Annotated in this window: 17 protein-coding genes; 13 read left to right on the forward strand and 4 right to left on the reverse strand. The window is 68.4% G+C overall.

What is annotated here, in order from left to right; translation table 11 throughout:
* The first annotated feature begins 20 nt into the window (after positions 1-20).
* A complete protein-coding gene (locus ACFJI2_RS08665) occupies positions 21-2,471 on the forward strand; it encodes a TonB-dependent receptor (protein ID WP_377704630.1) in 2,451 nt (816 codons plus the stop codon).
* A 59-nt stretch (positions 2,472-2,530) separates the two neighbouring features.
* Here ACFJI2_RS08665 and ACFJI2_RS08670 read toward each other — a convergent pair whose 3' ends face one another.
* The gene (locus ACFJI2_RS08670; RefSeq protein WP_377704631.1) at positions 2,531-3,589 is read right to left on the reverse strand and encodes an ABC transporter substrate-binding protein; all 1,059 of its coding nucleotides are present in this window, start codon (positions 3,587-3,589) and stop codon (positions 2,531-2,533) included.
* A 250-nt stretch (positions 3,590-3,839) separates the two neighbouring features.
* Between ACFJI2_RS08670 and ACFJI2_RS08675 the strand changes: the two genes are divergently transcribed.
* Genes ACFJI2_RS08675 through ACFJI2_RS08705 form a run of 7 tightly spaced genes read left to right on the forward strand, consistent with a single transcriptional unit; the run spans position 3,840 to position 10,435 of the window.
* On the forward strand, positions 3,840-4,565 hold the full coding sequence (locus tag ACFJI2_RS08675) for a class II aldolase/adducin family protein (RefSeq protein ID WP_377704632.1): 726 nt from the start codon (positions 3,840-3,842) through the stop codon (positions 4,563-4,565).
* 9 nt (positions 4,566-4,574) lie between these two features.
* The gene (locus tag ACFJI2_RS08680; RefSeq protein WP_377704633.1) at positions 4,575-5,786 is read left to right on the forward strand and encodes an ABC transporter substrate-binding protein; all 1,212 of its coding nucleotides are present in this window, start codon (positions 4,575-4,577) and stop codon (positions 5,784-5,786) included.
* A gap of 15 nt (positions 5,787-5,801) precedes the next feature.
* A complete protein-coding gene (locus tag ACFJI2_RS08685; protein ID WP_377704634.1) occupies positions 5,802-6,716 on the forward strand; it encodes an ABC transporter permease in 915 nt (304 codons plus the stop codon).
* Between the two features lie 2 nt (positions 6,717-6,718).
* Positions 6,719-7,477, forward strand: coding sequence for an ABC transporter permease (locus tag ACFJI2_RS08690; RefSeq protein WP_377704635.1), 759 nt, complete (start codon positions 6,719-6,721; stop codon positions 7,475-7,477).
* 9 nt (positions 7,478-7,486) lie between these two features.
* Positions 7,487-8,293 carry an ABC transporter ATP-binding protein gene (locus ACFJI2_RS08695; protein ID WP_377704636.1) on the forward strand — a complete coding sequence of 269 codons (807 nt, stop codon included), beginning with the start codon at positions 7,487-7,489 and terminating at the stop codon, positions 8,291-8,293.
* An 18-nt stretch (positions 8,294-8,311) separates the two neighbouring features.
* Positions 8,312-9,364, forward strand: coding sequence for an ABC transporter substrate-binding protein (locus ACFJI2_RS08700; RefSeq protein ID WP_377704637.1), 1,053 nt, complete (start codon positions 8,312-8,314; stop codon positions 9,362-9,364).
* 18 nt (positions 9,365-9,382) lie between these two features.
* Positions 9,383-10,435: an ABC transporter substrate-binding protein gene (locus ACFJI2_RS08705; RefSeq protein ID WP_377704638.1), complete on the forward strand. Its 1,053-nt coding sequence runs from the start codon at positions 9,383-9,385 to the stop codon at positions 10,433-10,435.
* 20 nt (positions 10,436-10,455) lie between these two features.
* Here ACFJI2_RS08705 and ACFJI2_RS08710 read toward each other — a convergent pair whose 3' ends face one another.
* The 3 genes from ACFJI2_RS08710 to ACFJI2_RS08720 all read right to left on the reverse strand — a co-directional run bounded on the left by ACFJI2_RS08710 (position 10,456) and on the right by ACFJI2_RS08720 (position 11,624).
* Positions 10,456-11,004, reverse strand: a complete 549-nt coding sequence (locus ACFJI2_RS08710; protein ID WP_377704639.1) for a thrombospondin type 3 repeat-containing protein — start codon at positions 11,002-11,004, stop codon at positions 10,456-10,458.
* 198 nt (positions 11,005-11,202) lie between these two features.
* Positions 11,203-11,460: a hypothetical protein gene (locus ACFJI2_RS08715; protein ID WP_132137016.1), complete on the reverse strand. Its 258-nt coding sequence runs from the start codon at positions 11,458-11,460 to the stop codon at positions 11,203-11,205.
* Positions 11,457-11,624, reverse strand: coding sequence for a hypothetical protein (locus ACFJI2_RS08720; protein ID WP_377704640.1), 168 nt, complete (start codon positions 11,622-11,624; stop codon positions 11,457-11,459). Before ACFJI2_RS08720 ends, ACFJI2_RS08715 begins: the two co-directional genes overlap by 4 nt.
* 228 nt (positions 11,625-11,852) lie before the next feature.
* Here ACFJI2_RS08720 and ACFJI2_RS08725 point away from each other — a divergent pair, with 228 nt between their 5' ends.
* The 5 genes from ACFJI2_RS08725 to ACFJI2_RS08745 all read left to right on the forward strand — a co-directional run bounded on the left by ACFJI2_RS08725 (position 11,853) and on the right by ACFJI2_RS08745 (position 19,788).
* Positions 11,853-15,161 (forward strand): penicillin-binding transpeptidase domain-containing protein, encoded by a 3,309-nt coding sequence (locus tag ACFJI2_RS08725; RefSeq protein WP_377704641.1) that lies wholly within the window; start codon positions 11,853-11,855, stop codon positions 15,159-15,161.
* A 159-nt stretch (positions 15,162-15,320) separates the two neighbouring features.
* A complete protein-coding gene (locus ACFJI2_RS08730; RefSeq protein ID WP_377704642.1) occupies positions 15,321-16,694 on the forward strand; it encodes a hypothetical protein in 1,374 nt (457 codons plus the stop codon).
* Entirely contained in the window at positions 16,691-17,269 is a 579-nt protein-coding gene (locus ACFJI2_RS08735) for a hypothetical protein (RefSeq protein WP_377704643.1), read from the forward strand. Before ACFJI2_RS08730 ends, ACFJI2_RS08735 begins: the two co-directional genes overlap by 4 nt.
* 3 nt (positions 17,270-17,272) lie before the next feature.
* Positions 17,273-18,703: a hypothetical protein gene (locus tag ACFJI2_RS08740; protein ID WP_377704644.1), complete on the forward strand. Its 1,431-nt coding sequence runs from the start codon at positions 17,273-17,275 to the stop codon at positions 18,701-18,703.
* Positions 18,700-19,788 carry a hypothetical protein gene (locus ACFJI2_RS08745; protein WP_377704645.1) on the forward strand — a complete coding sequence of 363 codons (1,089 nt, stop codon included), beginning with the start codon at positions 18,700-18,702 and terminating at the stop codon, positions 19,786-19,788. Before ACFJI2_RS08740 ends, ACFJI2_RS08745 begins: the two co-directional genes overlap by 4 nt.
* Positions 19,789-19,809 lie beyond the last annotated feature (21 nt).

Below are 19,809 nucleotides of genomic sequence, written 5' to 3' on the forward strand. Positions count from 1 at the left end.
TCATTACAAAGGAAGTCTCCATGCATCCCCAGCAATCGCCAGCCACCCGATTCAAACGCACCGTCATCAGCCGTGAGCTGAGCGCCGTATTCGCCATCGCCCTTGCCGGCGGCGCCGCGCACGCGGAAGAACAAGCCGAAGCCGCAGCGGCCGTCGCCGCCACCACCGTCGCCGCCACCGCGCCGGTTGCCGCCGCCGGCAGCGTCCCTTACGTGGTGGGCGAACTCGGCGCGCTGCAAACCGTCACCGTCACCGCTCAGAAGCGCGAAGAGAAGGCGCAGTCTGTGCCCAGCTCGATCACCGTCCTTGGCGGCAAAGAGCTGCTGGACGATGGCGTAGGCCGCTCCGCATCCGAGATCCTGAACTTCGTCCCCAACGCTTCGGCGGGCACGCAGCAGCACGGCCGCCCGCGCTGGTGGATACGCGGCGTAGGCGCCGGCCAGCAGCAGATCGATTTCCCCAATCCGGTCGGCTTCTACCTGGACGACGTCTACATCAGCAACTCGTCCGCCACCGGCTTCCCGCTGTTCGACCTGGACCGCGTGGAAGTGCTGCGCGGGCCGCAAGGCACGCTGTGGGGCAAGAACACCACCGGCGGCGCCATCAATGTCATTTCGAAGAAGCCAAGTTTTCGCAACAGCGGCTACCTGAAGCTCGATTACGGCCGCTACGATACCAAGCTGGTGGAAGGGGCTATCGGCGGCGGGCTGGTGGACGAAGTGCTGGCCGGCCGCCTGTCCTTCCACACCGAAGACCAGGGCGAGGGCCGCTTCCACAACCTGTTCACCGGCGCGAACGATGGCGCGCTGCGCGACAGCGCCATACGCGGCCAGCTGAAGGCGCTGATCAGCAAGGACCTGAGCGCCAACCTGAACCTGCACTACCGCGACTACAAGACCGACGGCACCATCACCACCGTGGCCAGCTACGCCGCCAACGGCGTGTACCGCAACGGCTACATCCCCAGCACCAATCCGGACGACGTGAGCGCCAACGCGCCCGCCAACAGCTCGGTGAAGCAGGGCGGTGGGCAACTGGCGCTGGAGTACCAGCTCGGGCCATATTCGCTCAACTCCATCACCGGCTTTGAAAACTACCGCACCGAGAGCGTGGGCGACGGCGACAACACGCCGCTGGAGATCAGCCGCAGTCACGCCACCGCCAGGAGCCGCCAGTGGTCGCAGGAGTTGCGCCTGGCTTCGCCGCAGGAGGACAAGGTGAGCTGGGTGGCGGGCCTGTTCTACTTCAACGAGAAGATCGACTCCGACTCGGCATCCGCGCGCCTGCCGAACGGCGCCGCGCCTGCGCTGGCCGGCAGCACGCAGCCGGTGGGCTACAACAGCACGGTCTACAGCCACGAGGCGCGCAGCTTCGCCGTGTTCGGCAGCGCCACGGCCACCTTCAGCGATCAGCTGCGCGCCATCCTGGGCCTGCGCTGGACCACCGAGACCAAGGACCTGGACCTGCGCCGCCGCCAAGCCGCATCTGGCACGCCGCAATTCGGCAGCGTGGACAATTGGTGGAATACGGTCAGCGGCGCCAACTACGGGGCGGCGTCGGTCGCCAACAACAATTTCGTCTCTACGCCATCGACTACCTGGCACGCGCTGACCTGGGACTTTACGCCGGAATACAAGCTCAGTTCCACCGCGCGCGCTTACTTCAAGGCTGCGCACGGCATCAAGTCCGGCGGCTACAACACCAGCGCAACCGATGTGCGGGCGCTGAATACGGTGGCGCCGGAAACGCTCAATTCCCTTGAGCTGGGCCTGAAGTCGGAATGGTGGGACAACAAGCTCAATTTCAACGCCAACCTGTTCCGCTACAACTACAAGAATGTGCAGGTCAACATTACGGGCGTGTACAACGGCGACCCGACACAGAGCGTCAACTACCTGCAGAACGTGGCCAGGGCGCATGTGAACGGCGCCGAGTTCGAGCTGGAGCTGCAGCCGGTTGACGAACTGCACATCAATGCCAATATCGGCATATTGCGCACGGAGTTCGATGAGTTCAATATCCAGAATAACGGCGGCAACCGTTCGGGCAACGAGTTCGTCCGCTCGCCGCATGGCACCGCGCTGCTGCAGGCGGATTATCGCCTGCCGGTGGCCAACGGCAAGCTGGTGGTCAGCGGCGACTGGCGGTATACCAGCAAGCAGTACTACTACGTCGATCCGCAGACCGATGCGCGGGGATTGCTGAATCAGGGCGGCTACGGTATCGGCAATGCGCGGCTGTCGTACACGCTGCCGGGCGGGAAGCACACCTTTAGCGCTTATGTGAACAATGTGGGGGGACAAGATCTACAAGAACCATACGCTGACCAGCTTCGTGCCCGGCACCGTGAATGGGGACACGGTCTACTGGGGCGCGCGCCGCACCTTTGGGCTGTCTTATACCGCGCAGCTGTAGCGTGCGCGCATCGGCGGGTTACGCGCTGCGCGCTAACCCGCCCTACGGACCCGTGATTCATCCGGCACTGTAGGGCGGGTTAGCTGGCGCAGCCAGCGTAACCCGCCGAACCGGGTCAAGCCGCCGCGCGCAAGCTCTCCGCCACGCGCCGCTGCGCCTCTTCGAGCGGCCTGCGGTCCAGCCACGCATCGACATCCACATCGCGGTCCAGGAAGCCGTGCACCAGCTGGAAGTGCTTCTGCTGCCGGAACAGCTCCACCTTCTCGTCCGACAGATCCGGCGCCAGCGCCAGATGGAAGCCATCGCGGTAGGCTTCCGCCACGCCTTGGCCGCCGGCCCGTGTTTCGCCTTGCAGGATCTGCAGCACCTCGTCCTTATGCGTCTTGGCCCATTCCGCCGCGCGCAACGTCTGCGTCAGGAAGCGCACCACCAGCTCGAAATGGTCGCGCAGGAAGTCCTCGTGCACGGTGATGGGACGCGGCGTGCCGTTGTTCACCCTGTAGCGCCGCTCCAGCTTGTCCAGGTCTATGCCCACCACCACGCCCGCGTCGCGCGCCGCGTCGGCCGCCGCAGCACCTTTCACGTACACGGCGTCCACCTCGCCCAGCAGCAGCGGCGAAATGCCTTCCCACAGATTCGTGCCCAGGTTGCGGTACTCGGCGGGGCCGTTCTGGCCCAGTTCCACCAGCTGCACGTCGTCCAGCGTCAACCTGGCCGATGCCAGCGCGCCCTTGTAGCCGGCCAGGCTCATGCCGCGCGCGATGCTACGGCCGCGCCGGTTGTTCTGCAGGTCGTCGTTGCGGAAGGCGGGCAGCGCCAGGCGCTTGCCCTTCAGGTGCTCCGGCCTCGTGATGCCGGAGCCGGGACGGACCAGGATGGACTGCCACTCGTCTATCCACGTCAGCCCGATCAGCCGGGTTGGCGCGCCCTGTGCCCGCGCGGGCAGGGCCAGCAGGTTGCCGCCCTCGCGCACCAGCGTTTCCAGCTGGTGGTCGTAATGGTGGCGCGCCAGCTCGCCGCCGACTTCCTGCAGCGTTTGCAGCTTGATGCCGTCGCGCGCGAACTCTTCGTCCAGCCATCCCAGTTTGTATGCCAGGCCGGTGGCGGTCGGTACGGGGCAACGCGTGAACCAAACCGTTTCCACGGGCTTGGCTTGTTTGTTGGTCGTGCTCATGTTGGTCCTTGTAGTAGAGGGTTGAGTCGGTCCGCTTGGCGGCCGTCCTCAGTGGTTGCAGGAAGCATGCCCGCCGCGCCGCGCCCCGTGCGGCGTGCGCTTGCTGCCGGGGCGACAGTGGCCGGCGCCGCTGCTGCGATATCAACAGCGGCTGCTACGCGGCGCGCAGTGCGGGCGCCTGGAGCAGCGCTTTCGGCTGGCACGCGTCTTGCGAAAGTAGAGGCATGACCAACCCGCAGGGAGTAATGCAATGACTGAAGCACTGGCAGCACAAGCGCAACTGAGCGTAGAGGTACAAGAATTCGTGGAGCAGGTCCGCAAGGATGCGCAGCTGGCATTCAATGCGCTGCGCGAGACCGGCAGCCTGACGGCGAACGGCACCGTCGGATTCGTGGAGCGCATTCCGGGCGAAGACAAGGTGGTGGTGGTGAACGATCCAGGTCCGTTCCGCAAAGGCCAGCCGCTGACGGCGTCCGTCGTCGGCCTCGATGGCACCGTCTACTCGGGCGCCGGCGGTGGCGGCGGCCGCTACCTGAAACTGTTCCGCGAACGGCCGGAAGTCACGTCGATCTCGCACGTGCACTCGCCTGCGCTGGGCGCCTGGGCGCAGACCCACCGCACGCTGCCGATCCGCTACGTGCCGGTGCAGCGCTTCCAGCTGATACGCGAGATTCCGATCTACATCGACCGCCGCCAGCCGGAAGTGGACTTCATCCTGGGCCTGATTTCCAAGAACAGTTATTCCACCGCCATCCTGGAAGCGAACGGCGGCGCCACCGTGTGGGGCAAGCAGGGCTTGCTGAAGCTGGCCGAATTCATCCTGCTGCTGGAGGAGGGGGCCAAGATCCAGATCCAGGCCGAGGCCATCGGCGGCTCGCGCGATTTCGGACCGGGCGTGCTGCTGCAGCAATGGAAGATGAGCAATCTGATCGAGACTGCGCGCGAACTGTCCCTGCTGCCCGCCAGCGATCTGTAAGGAGTCACGATGAAAACGGCACTGTCCCTCCAACGCAAGCGCGGCGCGCGCGCATTATTGGCCGGCACGCTGGCCGCTGCGGCTCGCATGGCCAGCATGGTCTGCATCGCGTCCGTGGCCATGCCCGGCACGGCGCACGCCGGCCTGGCTTGGGCGGCCGGTGCCTCCCAGGTCGCTTCGGCGGCGGCGTCCGCGACGGGGTCTGCAACGTCTCGTGCAAGCGCTCCCGCAGCCGTGGCAGCCAAGCTGCCGGAAAGCGTGCGCATTGCCGCCGTGGCGCGCTCGGCGCCTGCAGGCAAGACCGTGTTCGCCGGCGCCTCGGCCCAGGTGGCGCAGGACCGCTGGCTGGAAACGGAGCTGGGCAAGCTGGGCGTGCGCTTGGAATGGGTGCCTGTCACCACCAATGCCGTGGCTGCGCAGGTGAACGAAGGCTTTGCCAGCAAGAGCATCGACTTTGCGCACTATGGCGACCTGCCTTCGATTATCGCCAACGCGTCCGGCCTGCAAACGCGGCTGGTGCTGCCCGGCGGGAGCTTGAACAACACCTATCTGGTGGTGCCGCCCAACTCCACTGCGCGTTCTATCCGCGACCTGAAAGGCAAGCGCATCGCGCTGCACCGCGGCCGGCCATGGGAATACCCGTTCGCGCGCCTGTTGCAAGCCAATGGCTTGAAGCTGAGCGACGTGAAGATCCTGAACCTGAATCCGCAGGCCGGCGCAGCGGCGCTTGCCACCGGCGGGGCGGACGCCTTCTTCACCCTGAGCGACGCCTTCCTGCTGGAGGATAAGAAGGTCGGCAAGATCATCTGGGCCAGCAAGAAGGCACCGGAGGACTGGAAGATGCGCGCCGAACTGTGGGGCGACGGCGCCTTCCTGCAGCGCTATCCGCAGGTGGCGCAGCTGGTGGTGTCGGCCTATCTGCGCGAACACCACAAGGCTGCGGCGGATGCGGGGCGCGAGAGCTACATCAAGTCGGAAGCGCTGGGCGGCCAGAGCGAGGACGTGGTGCGGCGCGAGCTGGAAGGCGACGGCACCCAGTGGAAGGACCGTTGGTCGCCGCTGTTCACGCCCGCCGTTCGCGCCCACTACGCGGCCGAAGCCGAGTATGCGAAGCAGGCCGGCCTGATCGCCCGGCCGCTGCCCGTGGACGCCTTGTTCGCGCCGCAGTTCGTGAAGCAGGGCCTGGTCCAGCTTCAGTTGCAAGACTATTGGACCCGCTGAGGAAGGAGCCTGTCTATGACTATCGCCGCCGCTTATCGCCCGTCGCGGTCCATGCCGCACCAGTTGCCGCCGTTGCCCGAGGAGGTGGCGCCTTCGCTGGAGAGTCCGCGCGCGCCGCTCCGGAAAGGACGGAATGCGCCCCGCGCGGCCGCGCCGCGCCATGCCGGGCTGGCGGAGCGCTGGCTAGCCACGCGCTGGTCGGCCTGGACAGCACCCTTGCTGGTTCTGCTGCTGTGGTCCGCCGCCACCGCGCTGGAATGGGCGCCGCCGCAGATCCTGATGTCGCCCTGGCAGGTGGCGCTGAGCGCAGTGGAACTGGTGGAAAGCGGCGAACTGCCGGACCACTTGAGCGTGAGCCTGTACCGCCTGTTCGCCGGCTTCGCGCTGGGCGGCGCTGCCGGCCTGGCAGCCGGCGTGCTGCTCGGCCTGTCCAAGCCCCTGCGCGCCTATGTAGAACCTACCTTCAACGTGCTGCGCCAGTTGCCCACCGTGGCGCTGATCCCGCTGTTCATCCTGGTACTGGGCATAGGCGAGAGCTTCAAGGTCTTCATCGTCGCCAAGGCCACCTTCTTCATCGTCGCATTGGCCGCGCACGACGCCATCCGCAACCTGCCCGCGCGGTACTTCGAGGTGGCCGCCGTGTACCGCTTCTCGCGCTGGAACGTGATCCTCCGCATCGCGCTGCCGGCCATCGTGCCCGACGTGCTGACGGGCGTGCGCATTGCGCTGTCCCGCTCCTGGATGGTGCTGGTGGGCGCCGAGCTGCTGGCTGCGGACAGCGGCCTGGGACAGATGATGGAAATGGGCCGCCAGATGTTCCGGCTGGACGTGGTGATGGTGGGCGTGGTGCTGACCGGCGTGATCGGCTTTGCGCTGGACCGCAGCTTCCGCCTGATCGAACAGCGCCTTACCCGCTGGAAGAAAGGCTGACCATGCAAACCAGGGCAATCTCAATTCTCAAGGGCGCTTTGCTGCCCGTGGCCCTGCTGGCCGCCTGGCAGTGGGCCTCGGGGCAGGGCGCCAGCGCCGCCTACATCTTCGTGCCGCTGCCGCTGCTGTGGGACAGCCTGTTGCAGCTGCTGTCGTCCGGCGAGCTGTGGCTGCACCTGAAAGTGAGCCTGGGCCGCACGCTGACCGGCATTGCGCTCGGCGGCACGGCAGGCATCGCCACCGGAACGCTGATGGCGCAGTCGCGCGTGGCCGAACGCCTGATCGGCCCGCTGTACCACAGCATCCGCCAGGTGCCGCTGCTCGGCCTGATTCCGCTGCTCGGGCTGTGGGTAGGCAGCGGCGATGCCGCCAAGCTGCTGGTGGTGGCCATCGCCGCCTTTTACCCCACCACGCTCAACACCTGCGAAGGCATACGCAACGTGGAGCAGCGCCTGCGCGAAGTGGGGCAGGTGCTCACGCTGACGCAATGGCAAACCTTCCGCCGCGTGCTGCTGCCGGCCGCCACGCCGGCCATCGTCACCGGCCTGACCCACGCGCTGGCCTTTTCCTGGCTGGCCTGCATGGGCGGCGAGCTGCTGTTCGCGGCCGGCCCGGGCATCGGCTCGCTGCTGCTGAACGGCGAAGTGGCGGGCCGCATGGACGTGGTGCTGCTGGCTGTGGTGGTGATCGCGCTGGTGGCGCAAGCCATGAACGCCGTCCTGTACCGCGTGGCGCGCCGCATCCATCGATTTGAATCCTGAAGGAGCATTATGAACGCACCGATTTCCAAGGCACTGCTGCACGCACTGCCCACCGCGCGGCCCCAGCGCCGCAGCGGCGGCCTGCTGATCGAGAACGTCAGCAAGTCCTTCGCGCTGAAAGGCGAGCGCCTTCCCGTACTGGACGACATCTCGTTCCGTGTTGAACCCGGCGAGTTCGTCGCCATCGTGGGCGCTTCCGGTTGCGGCAAGTCCACCTTGCTGCGCCTGCTGGCGGGACTGGATACCGAATACGAAGGCCGCCTGCAGCACGACGGCAAGGACATTCAGGGCACCGACCTGAATCGCGGGCTGGTGTTCCAGGACCACCGCCTGTTCCCCTGGCTGACGGTGGAGCAGAACATAGGGCTGGCCTTCACCAACACCAAAGTGCCTGCGGCCGAGCGTCGCGAGCGCGTGGCGGCGGAGATCGCCCGCGTAGGGCTGGACGGTTTCGCGGGCGCCTTCCCGCACCAGCTTTCCGGCGGCATGTCGCAGCGCGCCGCCATCGCCCGCGCGCTGGTCGGCAAGCCGGACGTGCTGCTGCTGGATGAGCCGCTGGGCGCGCTCGACGCGCTCACCCGTTTGCGCCTGCAGCAGGAGCTGCGCCGCCTGTGGCAGGACGAGGGCATCACCATGCTGATGGTAACCCACGATATCGACGAGGCGGTCTACCTGGCCGACCGCATCGTGGTGCTGGACGCGCGGCCCGGCCGTATCCGGCGGGTGCAGGAAGTGGCGCTGCCGCACCCGCGCCAGCGCGGCCAGGCCGGTTTCGTCGCCATCCGCGACAGTTTGCACGCAGATTTCATTCACTAATTCACACCAGGAGCTGACATGAGCAATTCCCTCGATACCCTGTGGTACACCCGCTGCCCGGTTCCGACCGGCCTGGGCATCGCGCTGCAAAAAGGCTGGCTGGAAGAGGCCTTCCGCGCGCAGTGCACCAATGTGCAGTCGCTGCGCGAATCGAACGACAAGGCGGTGCGCGAGTCGCACTTCGACCATACGCTGCAAAACTCGGTGCGCCACGGCGGCAATATCCCCGCGCTGTGGGCGCGCGCGGCGGGCCGGGACACGCGCGTGCTGGGCCTGTCCTGGTCGGACGAAACCCAGCTGATCCTGACCCTCCCGGACAGCGGCATCAAGACCGTGCGCGACCTGAAGGGCCGCCGCTTCGGCTTGCCGCGCTGGACGGCCGCCCAGATCGATTTCTCTCGCGCCCAGGCCATACGCGGCCTGGAAAACGCCCTCAAGCTGGAAGGCTTGGCGGTAAGCGACGTTGAACTGGTCGATTTCGTGATCGAAGCAGGGCAGAGCGACGCGCCGGCGGTGCGCGCGGCCGGCAGCAATGTGTTCAGCGGCCGCCGCAGTGGCGGCCAAAGCGCCGAGCTGCTTGGCCTGCTGCGCGGCGAGGTGGACGCCATCTTCCTGAAAGGCGCCAGCGCCGCGCACATCGCCAACCTGTTCGGCCTGCACACGGTGATCGATACCGGCGCCCATCCGGACCCCCTGATCCGCGCCAACAACGGCACGCCGCGCACGCTGACGGTGGACCAGAACCTGCTTGAGCACCATTTCGATTCGGCCGTGCGCATCGTGGACCAGGTGTTGCGCGCCGAGGCCTGGGCGCGCGGCAATCCCGACGAAACGCGCCGCTTCCTGGCGCGCGAGTCGAACAGCAGCGAGTACTGGGTGACGGTGGCCTACGGCGAAGACGCGCACCTGCGCCTGGATACCGAGCTTTCCGAAACCAACATCGCCGGCCTGCAGGACTTCAGCGATTTCCTCTACCGCTGGCAGTTCCTGCCGAACCGCGTGGACGTGCGCAGCTGGATCGATCCGCGTCCGTTCGAGGCGGCGCTGTCGCTGCACCAGCGCGCGGCCTGACGCCAACCGGGAAACAGCATGGACAGACGATCACTACTGAAGCTGGCCCCGGCCGCAGCGCTGCTGCCCGGCGTGGTGCGCGCCCAAGGGGAACCGGGCGTGCTGCGCATTGCGGTGACTGCGTTCGCCGAGAACGGCAAGGCCAGCCTGAGCGGCACGCCTTACCGCGTACAGCAGGAAGGCTGGCTGGCGCGCGAACTGGCCAGGCGCGGCGTGCAGCTGGAGTGGTTCCCGGTAACGGGCGACACTGGCGCCACCATGAACGAAGCGTTCGCGAGCGGCCGTATCCAGTTCGCTGCCTACGGCGACTTGCCTTCTGTGATCCTGAACGCGGGCGGCGTGCGCACCCAGGTGATAGTGCCGGCCGGGCGCGGTGCGGACCTGTTCCTGCTGGTGCCGCCCGGCTCCAGCGCCCGCTCGCTGCTGGACCTGAAGGGCAAGCGCATCAGCATCCATCGCGGGCGGCCGTGGGAACTGGGCCTGCTGCACCTGATCGAGGACAACAAGCTGACGCCGCGCGACTTCAAGCTGGTGAACATGGACATCAAGCCGGGCGCTTCGGCGCTGGCAACGGGCGCGGTGGACGGCCTGTTCCAGCTGAACGGCTATCCGCTGGAGGATAAGGGAATAGGGAAGATCATCTGGACCAGCAAGGGCCAGCCGGACCGCAAGATGCGCGCGGAACTGTGGGGCCGGTGCGACTACACGCGAGCCAACCCGGAACTGGCGGAGCTGGTCGCCACGGCCTGGGTCAAGGCGCAGTACTGGGCCGCGCAGGAAGAAAACAGGGATACCGTGATCCGCGACGGCACGCGCAACGGCACGCCGGAGAGCGTGATACGGCGCTCCTACGATGATCCGTCCCTGCCATGGAAGGATCGGTGGACGCCGCTGTACGACGAGGTGGTGTACCGGCACTACCGGCGGGTGGTGGCGTTTGCGCGCAGCCAGAAGCTGATACGGCAGGCGCTGCCGGCGGAAGAACTGCTGGAGCCGCGCTTTGTGAACGCGGCGCTGAAAAACCTGGGGCTGGCGCAGTACTGGCGCGCCAGCCCGGTCAGGACAGCCTGAATGTTGACCTGGCCGCCCGCTTAATTGCGGCGTGGGTTGTCGGGACGGTTGTCGTAGCGGTTGGGCACACCGTCGCCGTCGCGGTCGCGGTCATAGCGGTTCGGCACGCCGTCGCGGTCGTTGTCGTGGCGGCGGCCACGGTCATGGCCGTAGTTGCGGTTGTCGTGGTTGTCGTAGCGGTTCGGGATGCCGTCGCCGTCGCGGTCGCGGTCATAGCGGTTCGGGATGCCGTCGTGGTCCATATCGCCCCGGCCGCGTCGGTCCCAGCGGCCTTCGTGGCGGATCCAGTGGCCGTTCGACTGCACCCATTGCGGCTGGACATAGTAGTAGCCCGGACGCTCGACCAGCCAGTGGCCGGAAACCCACACGTGGCGGTGGCCGTTCCAGTTCCAGTAGCCCGGCGCCCACACGTAGCCGTGACGCGGCGGCGGCAGGCTTTCATAGCGCAGCGGAGGCGGCGCGGTGCCGATGACCAGATTCACATCCACCTGGGCCGAAGCCGGCATGGGCGCGAACGCGGCAGAGCTCACAGCCAACAGGGCTGCTGCGTACAAGGTAGGCTTGATCATTTTGTTCTCCGTTGATATGAGTGACGCTGAATTCACTATATCAAGCGCTGGTGGCTTGGAGAAAGGAAGATGCAACTTATTACAACTGACACAGCTATATGCAAATACAGTGTGCGCTAACGTACAGAAGGGGACTCGCCTGCCACGCTGGGGCGCTGGTCTAGCGCGGGGCGTGCAGGCGAATGTTCGGCGCCGGCATCAGATCTTGGCCGAGGCAGTAGCTTTGCGCTCGTCGTTCAGCAGTTGCAGTTTCTGTTCGGCGCTCAGGCGTTTGGCGCTGACAACAACCACTTGCATGTCCTTGGCGGCAGCGTAGGCAGGTGCGGCAGCGGCACGTGCGGCGATGGGCTGGGCTTCGACGGCGGTGACAGTGTCAGTGTCCAGCACATAGTTGGCGGCACAGGCCAGGCCCAGGGTCACGACAAACAGGGCTTCGAAGTTTTTCAGGACGTTCATTTTGCTCTTCCTTCAGGTTGGTGGTCAGTGGTGTTTGGTGTTCCGATGACTGCACTGTACTCAATGCCTTCGCGAGGCTCCAACGGATTGCGACGAGCGGCGGATTTTGCGGCGCGAAATGCAAATTCCGGCGACAAGACGCTGCTGAAGATGTTGGCTTTCATGCCATGGTTTTCCCGTCCCCCCGCTAAGCCCGGCCATACGAATACCACCGGCGCGAGGGGCATATGCGGTCCAAGTTCAGTCACATTCTGCAGTCCTTGGCAGAGCGCCGCCGTGCCTGGCGCAGGGCGCGCAATCTGCGGGCGGGCACGCGCGTCTCTTCCGGAACGAAAGGCGGCGTGGGGCGCGCGGATGGCCGCGCAAGCGGGCCGGGACGAGACGGGCGCAGCTTGCCTGGCGCAGCGGCCGAGCCGCAGGCTGCCGCTGCCGCGAGGCGCCCGGCGGCGGCAAGGCTCGGGCTGGGAGTCGGCACGCTGTGGGCGCAGCTAGCCACGGCGCCGCGCGCGACGCTGTGGCTGGCCGGCGCCGGCGTGCTCGCTGCGCTGGGCGGCGCGGCGGCCATCATAGGCCATGCGCGCGCGCTTGGTGCCGCTACCATCACCACGCCGGATGCCGCCAGCGCGCGGCATGCGGCAACCGTATATCAATCCGCTTTGCCCGGCGCCACGCTGACGGTGGCGCGGCAGGCCGGCGTGCGTTTCAATCCGGTTGCCGGCGGCGCCGTGATCACGCTGGCGGGCATGCAAGGCATGGGTGCGGTCCGCGTGGACCTGTGCAGCCAGTTGCGCGAGCCGGGCAGCGCGCGGCTGGTGTCGCTGCGGCTGGGCTACCGCTTCGACGACGTGCAGCGATGGATGGACAAGCAAGCTGGCCAGGCCGGCGCACTGTCCGGCGCCTTGCGCAATGTGCTGCTGGTCGGCGGCGGCTCCGCCGCCACGGCGGCCATGCCGGAAGTGCGCATCAGCGGCGAGGCGCGCGCGGACTTCGCTGGCGAGCCCTTGAAACTGACGTGGCGCAGCGCACCGGGCGCCGCCGCCCGCTGGCTGAGCGATGCCAGCGGCGGCCGTATCGAAGAGAGCGGTGGCGCCACCGCCGGCTTCTTCCGGCAAGGCTGGCTGACGTGGGGCGAGGGCGCAGCCCTGCGGGTCGAGCGCCGCGCCAGTGTAGGCTGCCCGCAGGCAGGCGAGCTGGTGGTGCAGCTTTATCAGTTGCAGGGCGAGCTGCAGGGGCAACTGCAGGGCGCGGGGAAGGGGCGCCTGGCCGGCAGCCCGGCGCTCGGCGCCAGCGATAAGGTGATGCTGGCCGCGTTTCCATCGTCGGGCGACGCGGTGACGGGCTATCTGCAGCCCGGCGTCTACAAGGTCCCCGCGCGCGCGCCGGCCGAGCTGGAAGACCAGGCCTTGTTCGCCGCCATGCAGGCCGAAGGACTGGTGCGGCTGGATGCCGGCGGCATGGTGGCGATCCCGCCGCGCGACCTGCCGCAGTGGCTGGCCAGCGCCGCGCCGGCACGTGCAACCGGACTGGCGGAATGGCGCGATGTTCGTCTCGACGCGGCTGCCAATAAACTGCTCAAGCGTCTCTACCAGCAGGCCGATGGCGCCTACGTGCGCCAGCAGATCGACATCTACAATAGCGAACGGCGCCTGCTGGCATGGCGCGTGAAGTCCGGGCCGGCATGGGAAGCCAGCGCTGGCGACAGCCCGCTCGCCTCCACCGCGCAGATGCCGCCCGCCGCCGCCCGCCTGTTCGCCGAACTGCCGCAGGGCTGGCAGCCCTGGACGCGCGTCGCCTACTGGCCGCAATCCAGCGCCGTCCGTACCGTGCGGCTGACGCTTTCCTTGTCCGCCACCGCACCCGGCAGCGCCGTGCCGCTGCAACTGCTGGTTGCCGGGCGTGTGGGCGCTGTCGATGGTGCGCGCGCTACGCTGCAGGCTGCGTGCACGGGGCGCGGTTGCGCGTCCGCGAGCGACGCGGTGCAGCTGACGCTGGAGCCGTTGCCGGGCGCGCACGCCATCAGCGTGGAAGTCCAGCCGCTCGACATGACCAGCGTGGCCGCGTCCGGCGATCAGGCTTACCGCCATTTGCGCGTGTCGGCCGGCCGCATCGCGTGGCAGCCGCTGGAGGCCGCCATGCCGGGCACAGGGCCTGGCATTGGCGTCGGCCTTGGCGGTGGCGGCCGTGCGTCGCTGGCGACCTCGGTTCAGCTCCGGGACCGCAACGGCACGCTACTGTGGGCCGACGGCAGCAGCACGCCGCCCGCGCTGGACGCCGGCCTGGCAACCATGCTGGGCGTCGGCCCCGAACACGCATCCAGCGTCGCCGGCGTACTGGCGCGTGCCGCCGCAGCCGGAAGCGGCGCCGCAGCGGCCGGCGCGCCGGCCAGCGGCAAGCTGGCGCTGGACCTGGCGCTGCAAACCCTGAGCCAGCGCATCCTCGACTGCGTCGGCATGCGCCACGGCCGTTGGGATGGCAAGGCCTGCACCGGCGCGCAGCCGATTCCCCAGGGCCGCCACGCCGGCCTGGTGCTGCTGGACGCTGAAACGGGCGATATCCTCGCGGCGGCAGGCGCCGGCAACGCCCCGGCCGGCGCCGAAAACTGGCCTGAAGTGCGTGACTTCGACCGCGCCAATCCGGCCCGCAGCCCGCTGCGCCTGCCCGCCCTCCAGCACGACGGAGGCGCCCACCGCAGCCCCGGTTCCACCTTCAAGGTCGTCAGCGCCGCCGGCCTCGAGCTGGCCGCCAAGTCCGACCCGCAGCTGGACGCGCTGCTGGGCGGCATGCCGCTGCCCGCCATCAATGCCGTGGCCCGCCAGCGCGGCTATGCCTTCCAGACCGGCGCGCCAACTTACCCCGCCACTGCGGGCGGCGCCCACATCACCAATTACAAGGAACAGGGACTGGACCGCCGCGCGCAGGAAGGCAAGCTGGGACTGCCGCAAGCGCTGACCTACAGCCTGAACACCTGGTTCGCCTGGTCCGCCGAACTGAGCGACCGCAGCCTGTTCGGCCGTCCCGACGGCGGCGTGCCGGGCGTGCAGGCGCTGGAGGCGGGCGCGCTCGATCCGGTGCGCCCGATCACCGCCGCCGCCCACCGCCTCGGCTTCGAGCAGCGCCTGCGCCTGGACGGCGGCCTGCTGCCCGAAGACTTCTCCTGGCAAGCCTATGACGCGCTGCAAGCCACGCCCGCCCACATGGACCCCATCCACACCAGGCACGAGCTGCGGCAAATGGCCGTCGGCCTGCGCATGCAAGCCACGCCGCTGCAAATGGCCATGGTGTCGGCCGCGATCGGGCAGGGCGCCACCGTTGCGCCGCGCCTGCTGCTGGAACTGAACGGCAAGGGAGCCCAGGCGCCCCAGCCACAGCCGCTTGGCATCCGGCTGGACCGTATCCGCGCCGGCATGAAAGGGGTGGTGGATTGCGGCACCGCCGCCGGCGCATTCGGCGCTCCCGCGCTGGCGCAGCTGCGCCGTGGCCTGTACGGCAAGACCGGCACCGCCCCGGTCAGCGACGGCGTGGCCACCGTCTGGTTCACCGGCTGGCTGGAACCCGGCAGCCTGCCCGGGCAGCAGCACCGGATCGCCATGGCGGCCTTCGTCAGCCACTCCGGCGCCAGCGGCGGCGAGCACGCGGCGCCCATGGTGGCGGCGCTGCTGGCGGGCTGGCCGGGCCGGAATCCGGAACAGAAGGGTAAATAGCCCTGTAACAAGGGGAATGGATGAGCTGCGGCTGTGGCATGATTTTGAAGTGTCCGTCGAAGACCATACGATCCCTATGGTCCGGCGGCGCGAATTTTTGGATTACGGGATCACATGCGGCTGCCGGGAACGCGTTATCAGGAACATGGTTGGGAACAGGTGCGCAAGCTCCTGGGCCGTTGCTCGCTGCTGGCCGCGCGGCGCATGGATTTGCATCTGCTGCTCGACAGCGCGCACGAAGCCGAGCAGCTGGACATCTACACGGACGCGCTGGCCGCCGAACTGCGCCTGGCGCAGCGCAGCGCGCGCGGCGAGGCGGCCGGCAACAGCTACGGCGAGAGCGTGTCCGAGCTGGCCACCAGCCTGGCCTTCGAACTGCAGGCGCAGCCCGCCTACTGGAGCGCGCTGGCGGCGGCCATCGCCAGCGAGCATGCCAGGCACGGCGCGTTCTGGCTGAACGCGGGCAGCGAGGGCATGCTGCGCAAGAAGTTCAACGATATGTACGCCGGCCTGCGCGACAAGGTCGATTCGGACAATTACCAGGTGGCCACCGGGCGTGATTGCAGCCCGAACAAGATGTACACCTACCGCATGCTCGACACGGCCTACCGCGATATCGAGCAGCTGTTCGCGAACTGGCAGCAGAACCAGGAGCAGGTGGCGGCTATCCTGGGGCGCGCGGCGGACGGCATCCCGATCGAAGCGCGGCAGATGAAGACCATAGGCGGCTGCAAGGCCGACTGGGTGATCCGCTGGAGCGAGTCGCTGGAACGCTTCGGCGGCTCGCCGGGGCCGCTGCACACGAAGTCCAAGCGCTTCGCCAGCCTGAAGAACAGCCCGGAGAAAATCGCCGCGCTGATGGCGGAAATCGGCGATTATGAAGCCTTGTCTGCCAATATGGGCGGCGCCGAGGACTGGCGCGGCGACGAGGATGAAGCCGCAGCGTGGATGGACGACTATCTGCGCGTGATCGGCGAATCGGAGGCCGAGGAAGAGGCCCCGTTGCCGGACGTGGTGGACCAGATCCTGCAGCCGCCCGCCGATGAAGAGGAGGATGAGGAGTTCGGGGAGTGCGGGGAGTTCGCCATCCCGGCCGACGCGGGCGAGGAAGAGGCCCATGACCAGGTCGGCGGCGGCGACGGCTTGGACGGCTCCGGCCATGGAGTGGCCGCACCGCCAATCGCGCAGCCAGCGCGCGATCCCGCGCTATCCGCCGCCGACCAGGCCCTGGCAGCCAGTCTTTCCTTGCCCCTCCGCTTTATGGAATTGGCTACCGCCGCGCAGGATGGCGGGAGCCGGATGCTGCAAGTGCTGGGCGGCGAATCGCTGCCGATCCGGCTGGCGGTGTACCAGAAACTGCTGGGCGCGGAAGACGAAAGCTATCCCGATGCCTGGCTGGACCCCGCCACCGGCGCGCTGCCGACCTTGCAGCAGCTGGCGGCGCTGGACCGGATCTCGATGCCCACTTTGCGCAAGCGGCGCAACGAGGCGATCGACAAGCTGTACGCGATGAACACAAGGATGCAGACATGACCACGCCAGACCAGAAATTGCTAGAGCGGCTGTTGCTGTCGCGGCCAGTGCCGGGCGACCGCCTGATGCTGCCGGATGCGGTGCTGCTGGCCGCGCTGGCTGGCAGCCGCGCGCTCACGCCGAACGAGCGCCGGGCCTTGCAGGCGTCGCCGCTGACGCTGCGCCGTTTCCGCCACTTGTCGCTGGAGCGTCGCGCGGCGCGCGATTCGGCACCGCAGGCGGCCAACGACCCGGTGTGGCACGGCAGTCCGGGCATGCTGCGCGCCGCTTCCAGCGCCGCCGTGCTCAATGAGCTGGTGACCGACGACGGCCATTGGCAGCTGCATTTCCTGCCCAGCCAGCAGGGCGGCGGCTGGCAGATTATCCTGAAACTGGATGCGGAGGCGCCTTTCGCGGCGCGTTTGCTGCGGGACCAGCCGCTGCTGCGCGTGGTGGACGGGGGCGGCGCCATTCTGCTGCAAGGGCGGCTGGACGCGGACGGCGAGTGCGAGCGCGCCTGGCCCTTCGACACCGAGCCGATGGCGCACTTCCAGTTGTACGGCGCCGGATTCGCCGTCGAGCCGGCGGCGCGGTAAGCCATGGGTCTGCTCTCTTTCGTCCGCCGCCGCGGCGCATCGCCGGATGCCGCCGCCGGCTCGCCTTGCGCCGAGCTGGGACGCAGCGTGGTGGCCATGCGCTTGCGCGGCGAGCAGGTGCCGGCACAGTGCGTGCAAGTGGTGTTCAGCGAGAGCGGCCAGCCGCGCCGCGCTCCGGCGGCCGGTGCGCGGGGCGGGGAGGTGGCCTATGGTTTCCATCCCGGGCCGTATGGCGCCGATATCGTGCCTTTTGCCGCTGCGCCGGAGATTGGCCTGCGTACCCGTTTCGTCATCGATGCAGCGGACCCGCGCGTGGCGCAGCAGCGTTTCGACTTGTACTTGTTTAGCGAAGTGCCGGACGTGCTGACCCTGGCGTGCCTGCAGGCGGCCATCCAGGCGGCGGTGCAGGACGCGCTGGCGCAGGGCATGCTGGACCTGCCGCCGTGCACGTCGCTGGACGAGTGGAACGGCTTCCGCGCGGGGCTGAATCAGCTGCTCTACACCCGGTTCGGCATCACCGTGGAAGATTGCCTGCCGGTGGATCTCGGCGACGAAGTCGACTACGCCGCCCAGCTCCGCGCCCGGGCACAAACACCGGTTGCAGCCCCGCCCGTGAGCGAGCCGGCGTTCCGCGACGCCACCGCAACCCGCCCCGCCAGCCCCGCCGCAGCTCCAGAGCCACACCCAGCCCCCGCCGCTTCGGCCCAGTCCACCGCCGCCGCTTCGGCCCAGTCCACCGCCGCCGCGCCGGCCCAATCCGCCGCCGCACCGGATCAAACCGCCGTTCCTGCGCCGGCACAAGCCGCCGCCGCACCGGCCCAGTCTAATGCTGTCGCGCCTGCCCAAGCTATCGTCGCTGGGGCAGCAGCTGCCGCAGCGGGCCAAGGTGCTGACTCGACGGGCGAGACGGTCTCCGGCGGCGCGCGCAGGTTTGCGGACGGTGGGCAGGCCGCAGATGACGCCCACGCGCTGCGCCGCCTGTTCCTGGAGCTGCCGGTGCTCTCCAGCGGCCTGCGGCAAGTGGCGCTGCCGCCGGGCCAGGCGCTGTTCCTGGCGCACCGCAGCCTGCTGCAGCGCATCGCGCTGATCGCCCTCGACGTCAACACCATGCCCGCGCTGTCCCTGGCCGCCCCCAACCAGCCTTTGCCCGCCGCCCAGCAGCAGCGCCGCACGCGCCACAGCATCGCCGCTGTGCGGGAGCTGGACCAGGCCTGGGCCTTGCTGGCCAGCCTGCAATTGTCCGCCAACCCGCTCCAGTTCGGCTCCGCCTGCGGCAGCGCCGACCCCGAACCCATCCTGGCCGCGCTGCTGGACAACGCCGACCGCATCGTGTCCAACCTGGACTATCAGCTGTCGCAGCGCCGCATCGCCAGCGCGGACGCTACGGTGGCGGCCCAGCCGGAGCCAGACAGCCGCCGGGAGCCATCGCTATGAGCTGCGCAACCTTGATCAAACTGCCCGCCAACGCCGAATGCCGCTGCCTGCTGGCCGACGGCCGCGTCCTCACGGTCACCGCCACCCGCCGCCCGCGCGCCAACCGCGCCGAGGTCAAATGCGCAGTCGCCGGCGCGCCCGCGCTGAGCGAACGCATGCAGGAAGTGGTGCGCCTGGCCCGCCACACCGAATCCCGCTTCGACAGCCGCGACCAGGTGGTGCTCAGCATGGACATCGCCCCGGCGGACGACGAACGCGGCTGGGAACTTGCCGCCGTGCTGGCCGACCGCATGGTGCGCGGCGCCTGGCAGCCCGCATGTCCGCATGTCTACGCTTATGGCTGGTCTGATAACTGGCACTGCGGTAGCGTTACCGGCCAGCCGGAACCCGCCGCTGCCCGCCTGCAACAGCACGCCGCAGCGCCAGCACTGGCCGTTCTCGGCGGCGCCGCAGCCGACGCCGGCGCCGCAGCCGGCACGGCCAGCACGCTGTCCCTCACCCACCTCGGCGCGCTCACCGGCCACACCGACCCTGCGGCGGCAGTATCCAGCGCACGCGCCTGGTTCCCCCTGCACAGCGGCGGCATCAACGACAGCCTGAGCTGGGTGGAAGTCAGCGTCTACCCGCTGGAAGAGGGCGGCGGGGACGAAGAAGACACCATCGCCGTCCCCGGCCTCGGCCTGACCGCGCAACTGGCCGTGCGTCAGGCGCTGGCCGGCGCCCGCCATTTCGACGGCCGTGGCCTGGGCCGCTGGCGCACGGTGGTCCGCTTCGGCCAGCCGCGCTTCCAGGGCGCATCCTACGAACTGGCCCTCGTCATGGCCGACCGCCTGGCGCGCGGCCGCGAGTTCGTGCCGCGCGGCCGCATTATCGCCACCGGCTGTTCCAGCGCATGGCACGCCGGCCGCGTGGACACCGTGGAAGGCCGCGCAGCCAAGATGGAGTTGATACTAATGCAAGCCGTGCTGGGTGACCGCGTGCTGCTGCCCAAGGATTGGCAAAATGACATCGATGCCGCCTATGCTGGCGCGCTGCGCGCGCGCGGCGCCTCGCTGGCCTGCATAGAGCGGATCGGAATGATATGAATCGTGCGCAAAGTACAAGCC

Source organism: Pseudoduganella sp. UC29_71 (assembly GCF_042693265.1).
Lineage (GTDB): Bacteria > Pseudomonadota > Gammaproteobacteria > Burkholderiales > Burkholderiaceae_D > Rugamonas.